General features: G+C 72.2%; 18 protein-coding genes. 5 read left to right on the plus strand and 13 right to left on the minus strand.

Annotated features, from left to right (window positions below; genetic code table 11):
- Positions 1-173: 173 nt before the first annotated feature.
- The gene (locus ABT084_RS36180; protein WP_351053579.1) at positions 174-809 is read right to left on the minus strand and encodes a VOC family protein; all 636 of its coding nucleotides are present in this window, start codon (positions 807-809) and stop codon (positions 174-176) included.
- 178 nt (positions 810-987) lie between these two features.
- Between ABT084_RS36180 and ABT084_RS36185 the strand changes: the two genes are divergently transcribed.
- From ABT084_RS36185 to ABT084_RS36195, 3 genes are read left to right on the plus strand one after another with little or no spacing between them, the layout of a single operon-like run.
- Complete coding sequence (locus ABT084_RS36185; RefSeq protein ID WP_351053581.1) at positions 988-1,221, plus strand: hypothetical protein; 234 nt, start codon at positions 988-990, stop codon at positions 1,219-1,221.
- A gap of 3 nt (positions 1,222-1,224) precedes the next feature.
- Positions 1,225-2,571 carry an RICIN domain-containing protein gene (locus ABT084_RS36190; protein WP_351053584.1) on the plus strand — a complete coding sequence of 449 codons (1,347 nt, stop codon included), beginning with the start codon at positions 1,225-1,227 and terminating at the stop codon, positions 2,569-2,571.
- 48 nt (positions 2,572-2,619) lie between these two features.
- Positions 2,620-3,183: a DUF1697 domain-containing protein gene (locus ABT084_RS36195; protein WP_351053587.1), complete on the plus strand. Its 564-nt coding sequence runs from the start codon at positions 2,620-2,622 to the stop codon at positions 3,181-3,183.
- A 6-nt stretch (positions 3,184-3,189) separates the two neighbouring features.
- On the opposite strand, the gene ABT084_RS36200 is transcribed toward ABT084_RS36195, so the two are convergent.
- Positions 3,190-4,038, minus strand: coding sequence for an aldo/keto reductase (locus ABT084_RS36200; RefSeq protein WP_351053590.1), 849 nt, complete (start codon positions 4,036-4,038; stop codon positions 3,190-3,192).
- Between the two features lie 44 nt (positions 4,039-4,082).
- Here ABT084_RS36200 and ABT084_RS36205 point away from each other — a divergent pair, with 44 nt between their 5' ends.
- Positions 4,083-5,084: a ketopantoate reductase family protein gene (locus ABT084_RS36205; protein ID WP_351053592.1), complete on the plus strand. Its 1,002-nt coding sequence runs from the start codon at positions 4,083-4,085 to the stop codon at positions 5,082-5,084.
- On the plus strand, positions 5,081-5,761 hold the full coding sequence (locus tag ABT084_RS36210; protein ID WP_351053595.1) for an HAD family hydrolase: 681 nt from the start codon (positions 5,081-5,083) through the stop codon (positions 5,759-5,761). The genes ABT084_RS36205 and ABT084_RS36210 overlap by 4 nt, the downstream gene beginning before the upstream one ends.
- Here ABT084_RS36210 and ABT084_RS36215 read toward each other — a convergent pair.
- The 11 genes from ABT084_RS36215 to ABT084_RS36265 all read right to left on the minus strand — a co-directional run bounded on the left by ABT084_RS36215 (position 5,710) and on the right by ABT084_RS36265 (position 15,296).
- Complete coding sequence (locus tag ABT084_RS36215; protein WP_351053598.1) at positions 5,710-6,465, minus strand: sirohydrochlorin chelatase; 756 nt, start codon at positions 6,463-6,465, stop codon at positions 5,710-5,712. The genes ABT084_RS36210 and ABT084_RS36215 overlap by 52 nt on opposite strands.
- A 7-nt stretch (positions 6,466-6,472) precedes the next feature.
- Positions 6,473-7,375: an ABC transporter permease gene (locus tag ABT084_RS36220; protein WP_351053601.1), complete on the minus strand. Its 903-nt coding sequence runs from the start codon at positions 7,373-7,375 to the stop codon at positions 6,473-6,475.
- Positions 7,362-8,162: an ABC transporter ATP-binding protein gene (locus tag ABT084_RS36225; RefSeq protein ID WP_351053604.1), complete on the minus strand. Its 801-nt coding sequence runs from the start codon at positions 8,160-8,162 to the stop codon at positions 7,362-7,364. Before ABT084_RS36225 ends, ABT084_RS36220 begins: the two co-directional genes overlap by 14 nt.
- 37 nt (positions 8,163-8,199) lie before the next feature.
- Positions 8,200-9,324, minus strand: coding sequence for an aliphatic sulfonate ABC transporter substrate-binding protein (locus ABT084_RS36230; RefSeq protein ID WP_351053623.1), 1,125 nt, complete (start codon positions 9,322-9,324; stop codon positions 8,200-8,202).
- A 232-nt stretch (positions 9,325-9,556) separates the two neighbouring features.
- Positions 9,557-10,903: a sulfate adenylyltransferase subunit 1 gene (locus tag ABT084_RS36235; RefSeq protein WP_351053607.1), complete on the minus strand. Its 1,347-nt coding sequence runs from the start codon at positions 10,901-10,903 to the stop codon at positions 9,557-9,559.
- Between the two features lie 2 nt (positions 10,904-10,905).
- Positions 10,906-11,844 carry a sulfate adenylyltransferase subunit CysD gene (gene cysD / locus ABT084_RS36240; protein WP_351053609.1) on the minus strand — a complete coding sequence of 313 codons (939 nt, stop codon included), beginning with the start codon at positions 11,842-11,844 and terminating at the stop codon, positions 10,906-10,908.
- Positions 11,841-12,386, minus strand: coding sequence for an adenylyl-sulfate kinase (gene cysC, locus ABT084_RS36245; protein WP_351053612.1), 546 nt, complete (start codon positions 12,384-12,386; stop codon positions 11,841-11,843). The genes cysD and cysC overlap by 4 nt, the downstream gene beginning before the upstream one ends.
- Positions 12,387-12,430: 44 nt before the next feature.
- On the minus strand, positions 12,431-13,138 hold the full coding sequence (locus ABT084_RS36250) for a phosphoadenylyl-sulfate reductase (RefSeq protein ID WP_351053614.1): 708 nt from the start codon (positions 13,136-13,138) through the stop codon (positions 12,431-12,433).
- On the minus strand, positions 13,135-13,314 hold the full coding sequence (locus tag ABT084_RS36255) for a hypothetical protein (protein WP_351053617.1): 180 nt from the start codon (positions 13,312-13,314) through the stop codon (positions 13,135-13,137). The genes ABT084_RS36250 and ABT084_RS36255 overlap by 4 nt, the downstream gene beginning before the upstream one ends.
- Entirely contained in the window at positions 13,311-15,014 is a 1,704-nt protein-coding gene (locus ABT084_RS36260; protein WP_351053620.1) for a nitrite/sulfite reductase, read from the minus strand. The genes ABT084_RS36255 and ABT084_RS36260 overlap by 4 nt, the downstream gene beginning before the upstream one ends.
- A 198-nt stretch (positions 15,015-15,212) precedes the next feature.
- Entirely contained in the window at positions 15,213-15,296 is an 84-nt protein-coding gene (locus tag ABT084_RS36265; RefSeq protein ID WP_312847410.1) for a putative leader peptide, read from the minus strand.
- Positions 15,297-15,732 lie beyond the last annotated feature (436 nt).

Raw genomic sequence — 15,732 nt, forward strand, 5'->3', positions numbered from 1 at the left:
AGCCCACGACCGGGCAGCAGCAAGTTCCCCACCCATGAACTGAACAACGACCGACCTGCCCAACCGTCACGGCAAACACCGTTGCAGTACTAGGCCGTCTCTTCCGGATCTTGCCCGGCGACGCGGGCCAGGCAAGATCCGGAAGAGACGGCCCAGTGCCGTGGCCGGAAAGGTCAGATCGTGACGGGACCGCGGGCGGTGGCGAATTCGACCGAGACCAGGCCCGGTTCCTCGTCCTCGACCCAGGTGACGTCGATCTGGTCGAGGGGGTGGTCGGCCGGTTCGCCGAGGAATTCGGCGATGGAGGCGGCGTCGCCGGCGATGGAGACCCCGTGGATGGTGGTGGGGGTGCGCGGGTCGGCGCTCGGGCGCTCCTCGCTGGGGACCAGCCACTGAAGGAAGTACGGCAGTTGCGGTTCCTCCAGCAGCTCCAGCAGGCCGATCTGCTTCCACCTCAGGTCGAACCCGTCGGGGCGGACCCGGTGGCCCTCGGCCGAGGCGCGGCCGAGACGGGCCTCGACCGGGGCGATGTCGTCGACGGAGACCACCCAACCGAGCCAGCCGCCGCCCTCGGCGGCGCGGCGCGCGACCGCCCGGCCGAAGGGTGCGCGGTCGGCGGCGGGGTGGTCGAGCGTGGTGACGACCTCGACGTAGGTGCCGCCGCTCAGCGGGAGAATGAAATTGCGGGTGCCGAATCGTGGGTGCACGCCCCCGTCCACGAACCCGGCGCCGAGGGCCGATCCGATCCACTGGACGGTCGAGACGAAGCTGTCGCGGGCCACCGCATAGGACACGTGATCAAGTCGCACGTCGTCATCATCACCCGACAACCCGCACACATCCGGACGCCACGCCCGCCGCCCCGGCCGCGTCACTCCGGAGCGTTCCGGGTTCGCGGCGCGGCCCCCGCGTGCGTGACTGAGTGGCCACGTCGGCCCCGGCGGCGACCTGCCCGCAGGACGTCACCCGACACCACAGGAAGTGCCCATGCAGACACATATGAAGAGGGCCGCGCGGCTCCTCACCGCACCGGCCGTCGCCCTGGCCCTTTTGGTGCCCGTCCTCGCCGCCACCCCGGCCAGCGCCGCCACCCCGGCCGCCGCCGCCGCGACGCCCGATGCCTATACCTTCACCAACCCGGACGGCACCCTCAACGCGACGGGCACCGGCGACGGAAATCAGATCTCCGTCACCCCCGACGGCACCAACTACACGAACTAGCGTTTGATCAAGCTCGGTTCGACCGGCACCTTCAACATCGCCAGCACCTCCTCCGGGAAGTGCGTCTACGCCTCGCAGCCCGCCGTGCAGCAGTCCTGCGGCAAGGACGGCGAGCAGTGGCACTTCCGCCCCGTCGACGGCAAGCCCAACACCTTCGGCATCGCCCGCCGCGACGACAGCAGCGGCACCGAGTGGTGCATGGACAACCGGGGCGGCCTCCACCTGTGGGGCATCCTCGCCCAGCCCAACCCCTGCAACGGCAGCGCGGCCCAGGAATGGACGGTCCCCGCCGCGAAGGCGGCCGAGGCCAGGAGCCTCGCGCTCGACTACTACGGCGACCTGTGCTCCAAGAAGACCTCCACCTGTTCGTGGACGCAGAAGTCCGAGGGCCGGCCCGAGGTGCTGCCCCGCCAGCCCGCCTCGTCGGTCTGGTACAACGACACCAGCGCCTCGATGAAGCAGATCTTCACCACGATCTACCACTCCGGCTGGGCCCAGTCCTTCTCGGCGGGGCTGTCGACGTCGGTCGGCGTCACCACCCCCGTCCAGGCCATGATCAGCAATCAGCTGACCGCGACGCAGACCTACACCTCGGACGAGTCGACGATCAACGGGATCGCGGTCGAAGTCCCCTCCAAGAGCTACGCCTGGGTCGACTTCGCGGCCGTCGGCAAGAAGGTCACCGGCACCTGGACCTTCAACACGGACAACCAGCCGTGGACGACCGACGCCACCGTCACCGTCCCCGTCATCAACTCGGCGGCCGGTTCGACGATGTACGTCGCCCACACCAGCGCCACCCCGCCGGGCGGCGACACCACCAGCCCGGACGTGAAGCCGGCCACCCTGGCGAAGACCGCTTCGGAGGCCGTGGACCTTCCGGCGGGGACGAAGCTGAGCGTCGTACAGGGCGGCCTCCAGGTCAGTGACGCGGACGGCGCCCCCATCGCCACCGTGCAGCCCGGCACCGTCGCGGACACGAACGGCACGGCCCACAAGGTCGCCCTCGCGGTCAGCGGCCGTACCATCACCCAGACCATCGAGGGCGTCACCGGTGACACCGTCACCGGCACCGTCTCGCCCCCGACCTTCTCCCTGGGTACCGCCGCGGCCGCTTCCCCGGCCGTCGCGCGGAAGACGGCCGGGATGCTGACGGCGGCGTCCTTCCAGGCCTCGCCCGCTTCCGCGAGCAGCGACGCCCACGACAAGTGCATGGCCAAGCGCATCGGCACCGGCATCGTCGGCGGGGCCGTCAGGGGCCTCTGGGGCGGTCCCGAGGTGGCGGCCGGCGGGATGCTCATCGGTGCGGTCGTGGGCATCGCCGACGGCGTCATCAACTGCCCGAAGTAGACCCGGCGCCGATCCGGCGCTGTCAGTGGCCGCGCCTATCGTTCGGGGATGACCACACGGACGTACGCCGCCCTGCTGCGCGGCATCAATGTCGGCGGGCACAAGAAGGTCCCGATGGCCGAGCTGCGCGAGGTCCTCGCGGGGCTCGGCCACACCGGTGTCCGCACCTACCTGCAGAGCGGCAACGCCGTCTTCACCACCGCGCGTGCCGACGCCGGACTCGAGGAGCTCGCCCGCGAGCTGGAGGCCGCCATCGAGGGGCACTTCGGCTTCCGCGTCCCCTGCCTCGTGGTCGACGGCGCCCACCTGCGGGCCGTCGCCGCCGCCTGCCCCTTCCCCGCCGCCACGCTGGAGGGCAAGCAGCTGCACGTCACCTTCCTGTCCGAGCAGCCCGGGGAGGAGCGCTTCGCCGCGCTCGACGAGGACGTGTACCTCCCGGAGGAGTTCCGGCTCGGCGACCGGGTGATCTACCTGTACGCCCCCGAAGGCCTCGGCCGGTCCAAACTGGCCGAGGCCCTGGCCCGCCCGGCCGTGGTCAAGGGCCTCGACGTCACCACCCGCAACTGGAACACCGTCGCCAAGCTCGTCGAACTCACGGCGGAGCCGGCGTAGGGAAGCTCAGGCCGCCAGCGCGTCCAGCAGCGCCAGTTCCGCCGGGGACAGCGCGATCGAGGGCGCCTCCAGGTTCTCCGCCAGGTGTACGGGCGACCCCGTCCCCGGGGCCGGGCACAGCACCGGGGAGTGGTGCAGCAGCCAGGCCAGGGCGATCTGGCCCGGGCCGGCCCCGTGCGCGGCGGCCACCGCCGCCAGGGCGGCCGAACCGTCGCGGGTCAGGGCGCCCCTGCCCAGCGGGTAATAGGGAAGGAAGGCGATCCCCTCGGCCTCGCACAGCGCGAGCACCGGGGCGGCCGAGCGATCCAGCAGGTGGAAGGCGTTCTGGACGGAGGCCACCGCTTCCGTCTCCAGGGCCAGCGCCAGCTGGTCGGCGCTCACGCTGTCCAGGCCGATGTGCCGGATCTTGCCCTCCGCGCGCAACTGCGCCAGCACGCCCAGCTGTTCGGCCTCCGGCAGCGCGGGATCGAAGCGGTGCAGCTGGTACAGGTCGATCCGCTCCAGCCGCAGCCGCCGCAGGCTCGCCTCGCACGCCGCCCGCAGCTGCTCCGGGCGCCCCGCGACGTGCCACTCGTCGGGGCCGGTGCGCACCACCCCGCCCTTCGTGGCGACGACCAGGCCGTCGGCGTACGGGTACAGGGCCTCGGCGATCAGCTCCTCGGCCAGCTCAGGACCGTAGTTGTCGGCGGTGTCGATGAGGCGGACCCCGCCCTCCACCGCGGCGCGCAGCAGCGCCCGCCCCTGCTCCCGGTCCCCGCGGGGACCCCAGTACCCGGGCCCGACCAGGCCGCCCGTACCGAAACCGAGCCGACGCACCGGCAGGTCCCCACCCAGACTGAACACCGTGTCCACCATGCCCCGACCGTAACGCAGACCACGCGATGTGCCAGGCTCGTCCCATGCGTTACATCATCATCGGCGCGGGCGCGATCGGCGCCACCATCGGCGGACGTCTCGCGGAGGCGGGCGGCGAGGTCGTCCTCGTCGCCCGCGGTCCGCACGCGGAGGCGCTGCGCGCGGACGGTCTGCGGCTCACCACGGCCGAGGGCACCCGCGTCCACCGGCTGCCCGTGGTCACGGGACCGCAGGAGCTGGGGGAGCTGCGCCCCGACGACGTGCTGCTGCTGGCCGTCAAGACCCAGGACGCCATCGCCGCGCTCGACGCGTGGGGCGACGCGGAGGTCGCCGGCGGCGGCACCGCCGCCCAGCGGCTGCCGCTGGTCTGCGCGCAGAACGGCGTGGAGGGCGAGCGCCTCGCGCTGCGCCGCTTCGACCGGGTCTACGGGCTGTGCGTCTGGCTGCCCGCGAACTTCCTGGAGCCCGGCGTCGTGTCGGCCCTCGGCAGCCCCCGCACCGGGATCCTGCACCTGGGCCGGGCCGCGGGCGGAGCGGACGCGCGCGCCCGGCGGATCGGCGCCGACCTGGCCGGGGCCGGGTTCGAGGCGGTGGTCACCGAGGACGTGATGCGCTGGAAGTACGCGAAGCTGCTGGGCAACCTCGGCAACGCCGTCCAGGCCACCACCGGCCCCGAACCGGCCCCCGCGAAGGGCGCCCTGATGGCGCGCGCGGTCCGCGAGGCCAAGGCCGCCTTCGCCGCGGCCGGGATCACCCCCGTCTCCGCCGCCGAGGAATCGGCGGCGCGCGACGGCAGGTCCGTCCAGCCTCCCGGGGTGCGCGGCGGATCGTCCTGGCAGAGCCTGCGCCGCGGCACGGGCAGCATCGAGGCGGACTACCTCAACGGGGAGATCTGCCTGCTGGGCCGCCTGCACGGGGTCCCGACCCCGGTCAACGACGTGCTCCGGCACGCGGCCAACATCTTCGCCCGCGAGGGCCTGGCGCCGGGCTCCATGACCATCGAGGACCTCACCGCCCTCGCCGACGAGGCCGAGGCCCGCGCGTGAGCGGACACCCGCGCGTCCTGTTCGACGTCGACGGCACCCTGATCGACGCCCTCGACAACCAGCGGCGCGTCTGGGCCACCTGGGCGCGGCGGTACGGGCTGGACCCGGCCGAGGTGTACCGGGTCGCCCTGCGCACCCGCCCGACGGAGACCTTCGCGGAGCTCCTGCCGGACCAGGACCCGGCGGCCTGCCTGGCCCTCCTGCACGCGCTGGAGGACGAGGACGTACGGACCGGGTCCTACGGGGCCTTCGACGGCGCGGCGCGGCTCCTGCGCGCGCTGGCGCCGGGCTCCTGGGCGCTGGTCACCTCGAACTACGCGCACCGGGTGCGCGGCCGCTTCGAACGCACCGGGCTGCCGCTGCCCGAGGTCCTCGTGGACGCCGCCGCGGTGGCCGAGGGCAAGCCCTCACCGGTGCCCTATCTCCGCGCCGCCGAGCTGCTCGGCGCGGACCCCGGCGACTGCCTGGTGATCGAGGACGCCCCCTCGGGCGTGCGCGCGGGCCTGGCCGCAGGCATGACCGTCTGGGGGGTCAACACCCCCGCTCCCGTGGACGGCGTACACCGGCACTTCACCACCCTCGCCGGGGCGGCGCCGGAGATCCTCGCCTTCGCGGGCGGCGCAGGTCAGGCCGTCAGGGCCGCGAGACGGGCCGGGGCGAGCGCCGCCGCGTCGTAGCGCCGCAGCAACAGGCGCGCGACCTCCGGGGCGGCGCCGAGGACCCCGGCCACCAGGTCCGCCCCGGCCGCCGCGGCGCCCGCCGCGATGCGGTCCGGGAGCCGGCCGGGGGCCAGGACGTACGGGGCCACCACCACGCGCCGGACGCCCTCGGCGCGCAGCGCCCGTACAGCGTCCTCGGTGCGGGGCAAGGCCGCGGAGGCGAACGCAGGCCGCACGGCGCACCAACCGGTGTGCCGCCACTCCCGCGCGGTTTCAGCGATCGCTGCGATCGCCTCCGGGTCTGAGGAACCGGCGGACGCGAGCACCACGCCGGTGGTCGAACGGTCGGCCGGACGCAGCCCGGCCTCCGCCAGCCGGCGCTCCAGCGCGTCGGTCAGCAGGGGCGAGGGACCGAGCACGTCGGCCACCCGCAGGGACAGGCCGGGCAGCGCGGCCCGGGACCGCTCCAGCACCGCCGGTACGTCCGCCTTCGCGTGGAAGGCGCGGGTCAGCAGGAGGGGGAGGGCGACGACGTCCCGCACCCCGTCCGCGTACAGGGCCGAGAGGACCTGCGGCACGGCCGGGGCGTTGAAGTCGAGGAACGCCGTCTCCACCCGCAGCCCGGGCCGCAGCGCCCGCACCCGCCCGGTGAGGGCGTGCACGGTCGCCGCGTGCCGCGGGTCGCGGCTGCCGTGGGCGATGACCAGCAGAACGGGACGCACGGCGCTGTCAGCCCTTGACCAGCAGACCGCGGCTGCGCAGCACCCAGCGCTCCAGCGGGCTGAAGATGATCAGGTCGATCGCGATGCCCACGAGCAGGATCAGGATGATCGCGAGGAACACGCCCGGCATGTCGATGTTGTTGCGGCCGTTCTCCAGCAACTGGCCCAGGCCCAGGCCCAGGTCGGGAGAGGAGGCGATGATCTCGGCGGCCATCAGCGAGCGCCAGGAGAAGGCCCAGCCCTGCTTGAGACCGGCGAGGTAGCCGGGCAGCGCGGCCGGCATGACCACGTGCCAGGTGCCCTTGAGGCCGGTGGCGCCCAGGGTGCGCCCGGCCCGCAGGAACAGCGGCGGGATCTGGTCGTGGCCCGCGACGAGGCCGTTGGCGATCGAGGGGACCGCGCCGAGCAGGATGACCGCGAACATCATCGAGTCGTTCAGGCCGAGCCAGATCACGGCCGGCGGCACCCAGGCCACCGACGGCAGGGACTGCAGACCCTGCAGGATCGGGCCGATCGCGGCGCGGACGAACTTCACCCGGGCGACCAGCAGGCCGAGCGGGGTGCCGATGGCCAGGGCCAGCAGGAAGCCGAGCAGGCCGCGCGACACGCTGGTCCAGATGACCTCCAGCAGGGTGCCCTTGAGCCACATCGCGGACAAGCCGTCCCACACCGCGGACGGCGAGGGCAGCTTGGTCGCGTCGGTGACGTGTGTGGAGACCAGGATCTGCCACACGGCGAGGACCAGGCCGACGGCGAGCGCCGGCGGCAGGACCTTCTTGACGAGCACCTCGCGGACCGGGGTGCGGTGGGTCTGGACCGCGTCGAGCGCGTCCAGCCCGGCCTCCAGGCCGGCCAGGTCGTCGCTCGTCGCCTTGGCCGCGGTCTTCTCGGTTGTCTCAGTGCTGGCCATGGCGGCGGATCTCCCCACGCAGGTGTTCAGTGATCTCGACGGACAGCTCCGCGACGTCCGGGTCCTCGATGCGGCGCGGCTGCGGGATGTCGACGGTCCACTCCTTGGCGACCCGGCCGGGCCGCGAGGAGAGCAGGACCACGCGCTGCGCGAGCCGGACGGCCTCGCGGACGTTGTGCGTCACGAAGAGGACGGAGAGGTCAGTCTCCGCCCAGATGCGGGTCAGTTCGTTGTGCAGCACGTCGCGGGTGATGGCGTCCAGCGCCGCGAACGGCTCGTCCATCAGCAGCAGCCGGCTGTCCTGGGCGAGCGCCCGGGCGAGCGCCACGCGCTGGCGCATGCCGCCCGACAGCTCGTGGACGCGCTTGCCGTACGCGCCGCCCAGACGGACCAGCTCCAGCAGCCGCTCCGCCTCCGGACGGCGCTCGGCCTTGGCCACCCCGCGCAGCCGCAGGGCGAGTTCGATGTTCTTGCCCGCGGTGAGCCACGGGAAGAGGGCGTGCTCCTGGAACATCAGGGCGGGCCGCCCGCCGGGGGTGTCGATCGTCCCCGCGGACGGGGCGTCCAGCCCCGCGACCAGGTTCAGCAGGGTGGACTTGCCACACCCCGAGGCCCCCAGGATGGTGACGAACTCGCCGGGCGCGACATCGAGGCTGATGTCGTCCAGCACGAGCTGTGAACCGGCCGGGCCGGAGAAGGACTTCGAGACGTGCTCGATCCGCGCGGCGTGCGTCGCCGGCGTCGTCGCTGCGATGCCCTCGGCAGCCTTGGCGAGCGTGGTGGCCATGGTCGTCACCTCCTGGGGGTCGACTGAACTGACGGGGTTACTTGGTGCCGAGGCCGGCGTCGGAGACCTCGGGCTTGCCCGCGGCCTTGAGGACCTTGTTCAGGAGCGACAGGTCGTAGATGCCGGCCAGGTCGGGCTGCTCGATGAGCTTGGCCTTGACCGCCCAGTCGGACTCCGTCTTCAGCGTGCTCGCCAGCGGGTCGTCGGTGACCTGGATGCTGGGCCACGCCGGGTCGATGACGGCCGGCTCCAGCTCCTTGCCGCTCAGTGCCTTGAGTGCCGCGTTGGCGGAGGCCTTCGCCTTGTCCTGGTTGGAGTGGATCCACGCGTTCGTCTTCACCGTGCCGCGCAGCACGGCCTCCACCACGTCCGGGTGATCCTTGAGGAACTTCTGCGACACGACCACGTTCGTGATCACGAACTTGTTCTCCGGCCACAGCGAGCCCTCGTCGAGGAGGACCTTGCCACCGTCGGACACGAGCTTGGAGGCCGTCGGCTCCGGCACCCAGGCGCCGTCGATGGAGCCCTGCTTGAAGGCGTCCGGGGTGACCTTGTTGTCGGTGCGGACGACGGAGACGTCACCCTTGCCGGACTCCGGGTCGACCTTCCAGCCCTTCTGGGAGATCCAGTTGAGGAACGCGACGTCCTGCGTGTTCCCCTTCTGCGGGGTGGCGATCTTCTTGCCCTTGAGGTCGTCCAGGGTCTTGATCTTGTCCGGGTTCACGACCAGCTTCACGCCGCCGGAGGCGGAGCCGGAGATGATCCGCAGGTCGGTGCCCTTGGACTTCACGTAGGCGTTGATGGACGGCGAGGGGCCGATGAACCCGATGTCGAGAGAGCCGCCGTTGAGCGCCTCGATCTCGGACGGGCCCGCGTTGAAGGTCTGCGGCTTGATCGTGGTGCCGTTCAGCTCCTTGGCGATCAGGCCTTCCTGGATGCCGACGAGCGCGGTGGCGTGCGTCAGGTTGGGGAAGTAGCCGATCCGGACCTCGGAGGCGGAGAGCTTCTTGCCGTCGGCCGGGGCGGCGCTCGCCTTGGCGGCGGGCTCGTCCTTCGCGGCCTCGGAGCCGTAGCCGCAGGAGGCGAGCGCCCCGATCAGCAGGGGCAGGGCAGCGGCGGCGGCGATGCTGCGGTGCAGGGTGGTCTTACGGGTGGTACCGATGGCAGGCACGGGAGGTGTTCCTCTCGTCGCGTCGTGGTCTCATGACGCACGTCTTCGTCTACGGAGCAGGGGCGGGTACAGCTCGTGGTGCACGTGGGGGGCGTGGGCGCGCATGCGGTGCGCGTACGTCATCACGCACATCGCGCCACCCCTCCCTGGCCGCTGCCGAGGGCGCCGCTGCCCACGCGGCCGCCCTCCTTCGCGAAGGTCGAGTAGATGTCGGTGGGCATGCTCAGAAATCCCACCCTTCGTCATCCGCGGGAGCCTGCTCGGCGGTCTCGGGCCGGGAGGCGAAGGCCGCCCCCGCCATGCCCGCCGCCAGCGTGGTTCCGTCGGCCGGGTCGATCAGCAGGAACGATCCGGTGCGGCGCGAGTCGGCGTACGCGTCGAGCGCGAGCGGCTCGGCGGTGCGCACCACGACGCGGCCGATGTCGTTGGCCACCAGCTGCCCGGGCTCCGGGTGCTGGGACAGGTCGTCCAGGGTCAGCCGCGAGGGGATCTCCTTGACGATCGCCTTGACCGTGCGCGTGGTGTGCTTGAGCAGCACCCGGGCGCCCACGGACAGCGGCTGGTCGGCCACGTGGCAGACCGTCGCCTCGACGTCCTGCGTGGTGGCCGGGGCGCTCGCGGACGGCGCGATCAGGTCGCCGCGCGAGATGTCGATGTCGTCCGTAAGCCGCAGGGTCACCGACTGCGGGGCCCAGGCGATGTCGACGCTCTCGCCGAGGGCGTCGATCCCCGCGATGGTGCTCGTGCGCCCGGACGGCAGGACGGTGACGGCCTCGCCGACGCGCAGCACGCCGGAGGCGATCTGGCCCGCGTAACCGCGGTAGTCGGGGAGCTCGGCGCTCTGCGGACGGATCACGTACTGCACCGGGAACCGGGCCGGGCAGGCGGTGAGGTCGTGGCTGACCGGGACGGTCTCCAGGTGCTCCAGGACCGTCGGGCCGCCGTACCAGTCCATGTTCGCGGAGGGCTCCACGACGTTGTCCCCGGCCAGCGCGGAGATCGGGATCGCGGTGATCTCCGGGACGCCCAGGTCCGAGGCGTACGCCGTGAACTCCTCGGCGATCGTCGCGAAGACCTTCTCCTCGTAGCCGACCAGGTCCATCTTGTTGACGGCCAGGACCACGTGCGGCACCCGCAGCAGGGCGGCGACCGCCGCGTGCCGGCGGGTCTGCTCGATCACGCCGTTGCGGGCGTCGACCAGCACCACGGCCAGGTCGGCGGTGGAGGCACCGGTGACCATGTTCCGGGTGTACTGCACGTGCCCGGGGGTGTCGGCCAGGATGAACCGGCGCTGCGCGGTGGCGAAGTACCGGTACGCGACGTCGATGGTGATGCCCTGCTCGCGCTCGGCCCGCAGGCCGTCGGTGAGCAGCGCGAGGTCGGGCGTGTCCTGGCCGCGCTGGGCGGAGACCGCCTCGACGGCCTCCAGCTGGTCGGTCAGGATCGACTTGGAGTCGTGCAGGAGGCGCCCGACCAGGGTGGACTTGCCGTCGTCGACGGATCCGGCGGTCGCGAAGCGCAGCAGGGTGGTCGTCGACACGTCGGCGAACTGCTCGGTGGTGGAGGTCATGTCTAGAAGTACCCTTCGCGCTTGCGGTCTTCCATCGCGGCCTCGGACATCTTGTCGTCGGCGCGGGTGGCACCCCGCTCGGTGAGCCGGGAGGCGGCGATCTCGGCGATCACGGCGTCCAGCGTGGTGGCATCGGAGTCGACGGCGCCGGTGCACGACATGTCACCGACGGTGCGGTAGCGGACGAGCCGCGTCTGCGTCTCCTCGCCCTCCTTCGCGCCGCCCCACTCGCCCGCGGTCAGCCACATGCCGTGCCGCTGGAAGACCTCGCGCTCGTGGGCGAAGTAGATCTCCGGCAGCTCGATGCCCTCGCGGGCGATGTACTGCCACACGTCCAGCTCGGTCCAGTTGGAGAGCGGGAAGATCCGCACGTGCTCGCCCGGCGCGTGCCGGCCGTTGTACAGGTTCCACAGCTCGGGGCGCTGGCGGCGCGGGTCCCACTGGGAGAACTCGTCGCGCAGGCTGAACACCCGCTCCTTGGCGCGGGCCTTCTCCTCGTCGCGGCGGCCGCCGCCGAAGACCGCGTCGAAGCGGTGCTGCTGGATCGCCTCGGTCAGCGGGACGGTCTGCAGCGGGTTGCGGGTGCCGTCGGGGCGCTCGCGCAGCTTCCCCGCGTCGATGTAGTCCTGCACGGACGCCACGTGCAGGCGCAGCCCGTGCTCGGCCACCGTGCGGTCGCGGTACTCCAGCACCTCGGGGAAGTTGTGACCCGTGTCGACGTGCAGCAGGGTGAAGGGGACCGGCGCGGGCGCGAACGCCTTGAGCGCCAGGTGCAGCATGACGATGGAGTCCTTGCCGCCGGAGAAGAGGATCACCGGCTTCTCGAACTCGCCCGCCACCTCGCGGAAGATGTGCACGGCTTCGGACTCGAGGGCGTCCAGGTGGGACAGCGCGTAGGGCGCGTCGGCCTCGGCGTGGACGTGGGCGACCGTGGTGGTCATGCCAGACCCTTCTCGTTGAGCAGCGCGAACAGTGCCGCCGCGGACTCCTGCACCGACTGGGTGTGCGATTCGATCCGCAGGTCCGGCGTCTCCGGAGCCTCGTACGGGTCGTCGACCCCGGTCAGACCGGAGATCTCGCCCGCCGCCTGCTTGGCGTACAGGCCCTTCACGTCGCGCTCCGAGCAGACCTCGACCGGGGTGGCCACATGGACCTCCAGGTACGTCGTCCCCTCGGCGGCGTGCCGCTTGCGCACGGCCTCGCGGCTGTCCGCGAACGGAGCGATCACCGGGACCAGCGCCTTCACGCCGTTGCTCGCGAGCAGTTCGGCGACGAAGCCGATGCGCTGCACGTTGGTGTGCCGGTCCTCGCGGGTGAAGCCCAGCCCGGCGGAGAGGAACTCGCGGATCTCGTCCCCGTCGAGCACCTCCACCCGGTGGCCCTCGCCGCGCAGCCGCTCGGCCAGCGCGTAGGCGATGGTCGTCTTGCCCGCGCTCGGCAGCCCGGTCAGCCACACGGTGGCGCCCTGGTCGCTCACGCTCATCTGCTTGCTCTCCGTCGGTTCCGTACGAGTGGGGGGATTCGTCATCAGCCGTGCAGTCCGCACTCGGTCTTGCCCAGGCCGGCCCAGCGGCCCGCCCGCGCGTCCTCGCCCGCCGCCACCCGGCGGGTGCAGGGGGCGCAGCCGACGGAGGCGTAGCCGTCCATCAGCAGCGGGTTGGTCAGGACCCCGTGCTCGGCGACGTACGCGTCCACGTCGTCCTGGGTCCAGCGCGCGATGGGGGAGACCTTGACCTTCTGCCGCTTCTCGTCCCAGCCGACCACCGGGGTGTTCGCCCGGGTCGGGGACTCGTCGCGGCGCAGCCCGGTCGCCCAGGCGTCGTACGCCGTCAGGCCCTCTTCCAGCGGCTTGACCTTGCGCAGCGCGCAGCACAGGTCCGGGTCCCGGTCGTGCAGCTTCGGGCCGTACTCGGCGTCCTGCTCGGCGACGCTCTGGCGCGGGGTGAGCGTGATGACCTTGACGTCCATCACGGCCTCGACCGCGTCACGGGTGCCGATGGTCTCCTCGAAGTGGTAGCCCGTGTCGAGGAAGACGACGTCCACGCCGGGGCGGGCGCGGGAGGCGAGGTGGGCGACCACCGCGTCCTCCATGGAGGAGGTCACGGCGAACTTCGGGCCGAAGGTGTCGGCCGCCCAGCGCAGGATGTCCAGCGCGGAGGCGTCCTCCAGGTCACGGCCCGCCCGCTCGGCCAGTTCCTTGAGACCGGCCGTCCGGCTTTCCTGAACCGTGCTCATATCTCTTCCCCTCCAGCGGTGTTGGAACGAAGCCCGCGGGCCAGCAGCCCGAGGTACTTCAACTGGAAGGCTCGATTGCAGGACCTGCATTCCCAGGCGCCGTGGCCCTGTTCGTTCGGGAACAGGTCCTCGTCGCCGCAGTACGGGCAGTGGAACGGTGCGGCGCGCTCGCTCATGCCAGGCTCTTCTCGTCGGCGCGCGCGACCCAGGCCGCGAAGCGCTCGCCGTCCTCGCGCTGCTCCTCGAAGCGCGTGACGACCCGCTCGACGTAGTCGGGCAGACCGTCCGCGGTGACCTTCAGGCCGCGGACCTTGCGGCCGAACCCGGCCTCCAGGCCGAGCGCGCCGCCGAGGTGCACCTGGTAGCCCTCGACCTGGTTGCCGTCGTCGTCCAGGACCAGCTGGCCCTTGAGACCGATGTCCGCCACCTGGATGCGGGCGCAGGCGTTGGGGCAGCCGTTGATGTTGATGGTGATCGGCTCGGCGAAGTCCGGCAGGCGGCGCTCCAGCTCGTCGATGAGCGAGGCGCCGCGCGCCTTCGTCTCGACGATGGCCAGCTTGCAGAACTCGATGCCGGTGCAGGCCATCGTGCCGCGGCGGAACGGGGACGGCTTGACCCGCAGGTCCAGCGCCTCCAGCGCGGCGACGACGGAGTCCACCTGGTCCGCCTCGATGTCGAGGACGACCATCTTCTGCTCGGCGGTGGTGCGCAGCCGGCCCGAGCCGTGGCGTTCGGCCACGTCCGCGATCTTGGTGAGGGTGGCGCCGTCCACGCGGCCGACCCGGGGGGCGAAGCCGACGTAGAAGCGGCCGTCCTGCTGCTGGTGCACGCCGACGTGGTCGCGCCACTGGCCGGTGGGCTGCTCGGGGGCGGGGCCGTCCGTCAGCGCGCGCTTGAGGTACTCCTGCTCCAGCACCCGGCGGAACTTCTCCGGGCCCCAGTCGGCGACGAGGAACTTCAGGCGGGCGCGGTTGCGCAGGCGGCGGTAGCCGTAGTCGCGGAAGATCGAGATGACGCCCTCGTAGACGTCCGGGACCTCCTCCAGCGAGACCCAGGTGCCCAGGCGGACGCCGAGCTTCGGGTTCGTGGAGAGGCCGCCGCCGACCCAGACGTCGAAGCCGGGGCCGTGCTCGGGGTGGTTCACGCCGACGAAGGCGATGTCGTTGATCTCGTGCGCCACGTCGAGCAGCGGCGAGCCGGAGACGGCCGACTTGAACTTGCGGGGCAGGTTGGAGAAGTCCTTGTTGCCCACGATGCGGCGGTAGATCTCGTCGATGGCGGGGGTGCCGTCGATGATCTCGTCCTGGGCGATGCCGGCGACCGGCGAGCCGAGGATGACGCGCGGGGTGTCGCCGCAGGCCTCGGTGGTCGACAGGCCGACCGCCTCCAGGCGGCGCCAGATCTCCGGGACGTCCTCGATGCGGATCCAGTGGTACTGCACGTTCTGCCGGTCGGTGAGGTCGGCGGTGCCGCGGGCGAACTCCTGCGAGATCTCGCCGATCACGCGCAGCTGCTCGGTGGTGAGGCGGCCGCCGTCGATGCGGACGCGGAGCATGAAGTACTCGTCGTCCAGCTCCTCCGGCTCCAGGATCGCGGTCTTGCCGCCGTCGATCCCGGGCTTGCGCTGGGTGTAGAGGCCCCACCAGCGCATCCGGCCGCGCAGGTCGTTGGGGTCGATGGAGTCGAAGCCCCGCTTGGAGTAGATCGTCTCGATGCGTGTCCGCACGTTGAGACCGTCGTCGTCCTTTTTGAACTGCTCGTTGCCGTTGAGGGGCGTGTGGTGACCGACGGCCCACTGGCCCTCGCCGCGATGGCGGCCGGGCTTGCGGCGCGCGGCTGCGGGGGCGGCAGCGGGCGTTTCGGGGGTGGCGGCCATGGCGGTACGTCCTTCTGTGGCGGCTCGAAGCAGGGGCGGGCGGAGCGACGGTGCCCCACGGCTGTGACCTGTGACAGGTGCGGCGGATCGCGCCCCTTTCGCCGGTGGGCGAGGGGCGTGTTTCGGCCTGCTGGGGGCTTACGGAATCGACGCGTCCGCGGAGGCGGCGGCGACGAGGTGCGGCGGTGGCTGGTTCCGTCAGCGCGCCGGACAGATGGCGCTGGACATGCGGCCGAGGTCGACGTGCCGCCGACTCACCAAGGCAATTCCAGCTCCATTCATGGCGGAAGCGTGTCATGGGCCGATTGGAGGAGTCCACTACTGTCCATCATCCGGACGAAAGCGTCCCGCATCCTGGGATGATGTGTCCCGGGTCACCCCACCGGCCCCGGCAGCCCCACCCCTGGACGCCCGCATATCCCCGCGCCGGTGGCCCCGCCGCTCGCCTCCGCCGACGCCGGCGGGTGGCCCGCCCCTCCAGTCCGCCCGCGGCCCGGGCGCGCCCCCTGTCGCCTCCGGCGGCGCCTCAATCGCCGACGGGGCTGGAGGGTGGCCGGGCTCGGCCGAACCCGGCCTCGAGGGCGGGGTCCGAAGTGCGCCCCTCCAGTCTGCCTGCGGCCCGGGCGCGGCCTCTGTCGCCTCCGGCGGCGCCTCAATCGCCGGCGGGGCTGGAGGGTGGCCGGGCTCGGCCGAACCCGGCCTCGAGGGCGGGGTCCGA

The organism is Streptomyces sp. NPDC002138 (assembly GCF_040296485.1).
GTDB lineage: Bacteria > Actinomycetota > Actinomycetes > Streptomycetales > Streptomycetaceae > Streptomyces.

What these genes read in the sequence shown, in the direction of transcription:
- ABT084_RS36185 (WP_351053581.1), top strand. Translation starts at nt 988, where the DNA reads ATGCAGACACATATGAAGAGGGCCGCGCGGCTCCTCACCGCACCGGCC.
- ABT084_RS36195 (WP_351053587.1), top strand. Translation starts at nt 2,620, where the DNA reads ATGACCACACGGACGTACGCCGCCCTGCTGCGCGGCATCAATGTCGGC.
- ABT084_RS36200 (WP_351053590.1), bottom strand. Translation starts at nt 4,038, where the DNA reads ATGGTGGACACGGTGTTCAGTCTGGGTGGGGACCTGCCGGTGCGTCGG.
- ABT084_RS36205 (WP_351053592.1), top strand. Translation starts at nt 4,083, where the DNA reads ATGCGTTACATCATCATCGGCGCGGGCGCGATCGGCGCCACCATCGGC.
- ABT084_RS36220 (WP_351053601.1), bottom strand. Translation starts at nt 7,375, where the DNA reads ATGGCCAGCACTGAGACAACCGAGAAGACCGCGGCCAAGGCGACGAGC.
- ABT084_RS36225 (WP_351053604.1), bottom strand. Translation starts at nt 8,162, where the DNA reads ATGGCCACCACGCTCGCCAAGGCTGCCGAGGGCATCGCAGCGACGACG.
- ABT084_RS36235 (WP_351053607.1), bottom strand. Translation starts at nt 10,903, where the DNA reads ATGACCTCCACCACCGAGCAGTTCGCCGACGTGTCGACGACCACCCTG.
- cysD (WP_351053609.1), bottom strand. Translation starts at nt 11,844, where the DNA reads ATGACCACCACGGTCGCCCACGTCCACGCCGAGGCCGACGCGCCCTAC.
- cysC (WP_351053612.1), bottom strand. Translation starts at nt 12,386, where the DNA reads ATGAGCGTGAGCGACCAGGGCGCCACCGTGTGGCTGACCGGGCTGCCG.
- ABT084_RS36250 (WP_351053614.1), bottom strand. Translation starts at nt 13,138, where the DNA reads ATGAGCACGGTTCAGGAAAGCCGGACGGCCGGTCTCAAGGAACTGGCC.
- ABT084_RS36255 (WP_351053617.1), bottom strand. Translation starts at nt 13,314, where the DNA reads ATGAGCGAGCGCGCCGCACCGTTCCACTGCCCGTACTGCGGCGACGAG.
- ABT084_RS36260 (WP_351053620.1), bottom strand. Translation starts at nt 15,014, where the DNA reads ATGGCCGCCACCCCCGAAACGCCCGCTGCCGCCCCCGCAGCCGCGCGC.
- ABT084_RS36265 (WP_312847410.1), bottom strand. Translation starts at nt 15,296, where the DNA reads ATGAATGGAGCTGGAATTGCCTTGGTGAGTCGGCGGCACGTCGACCTC.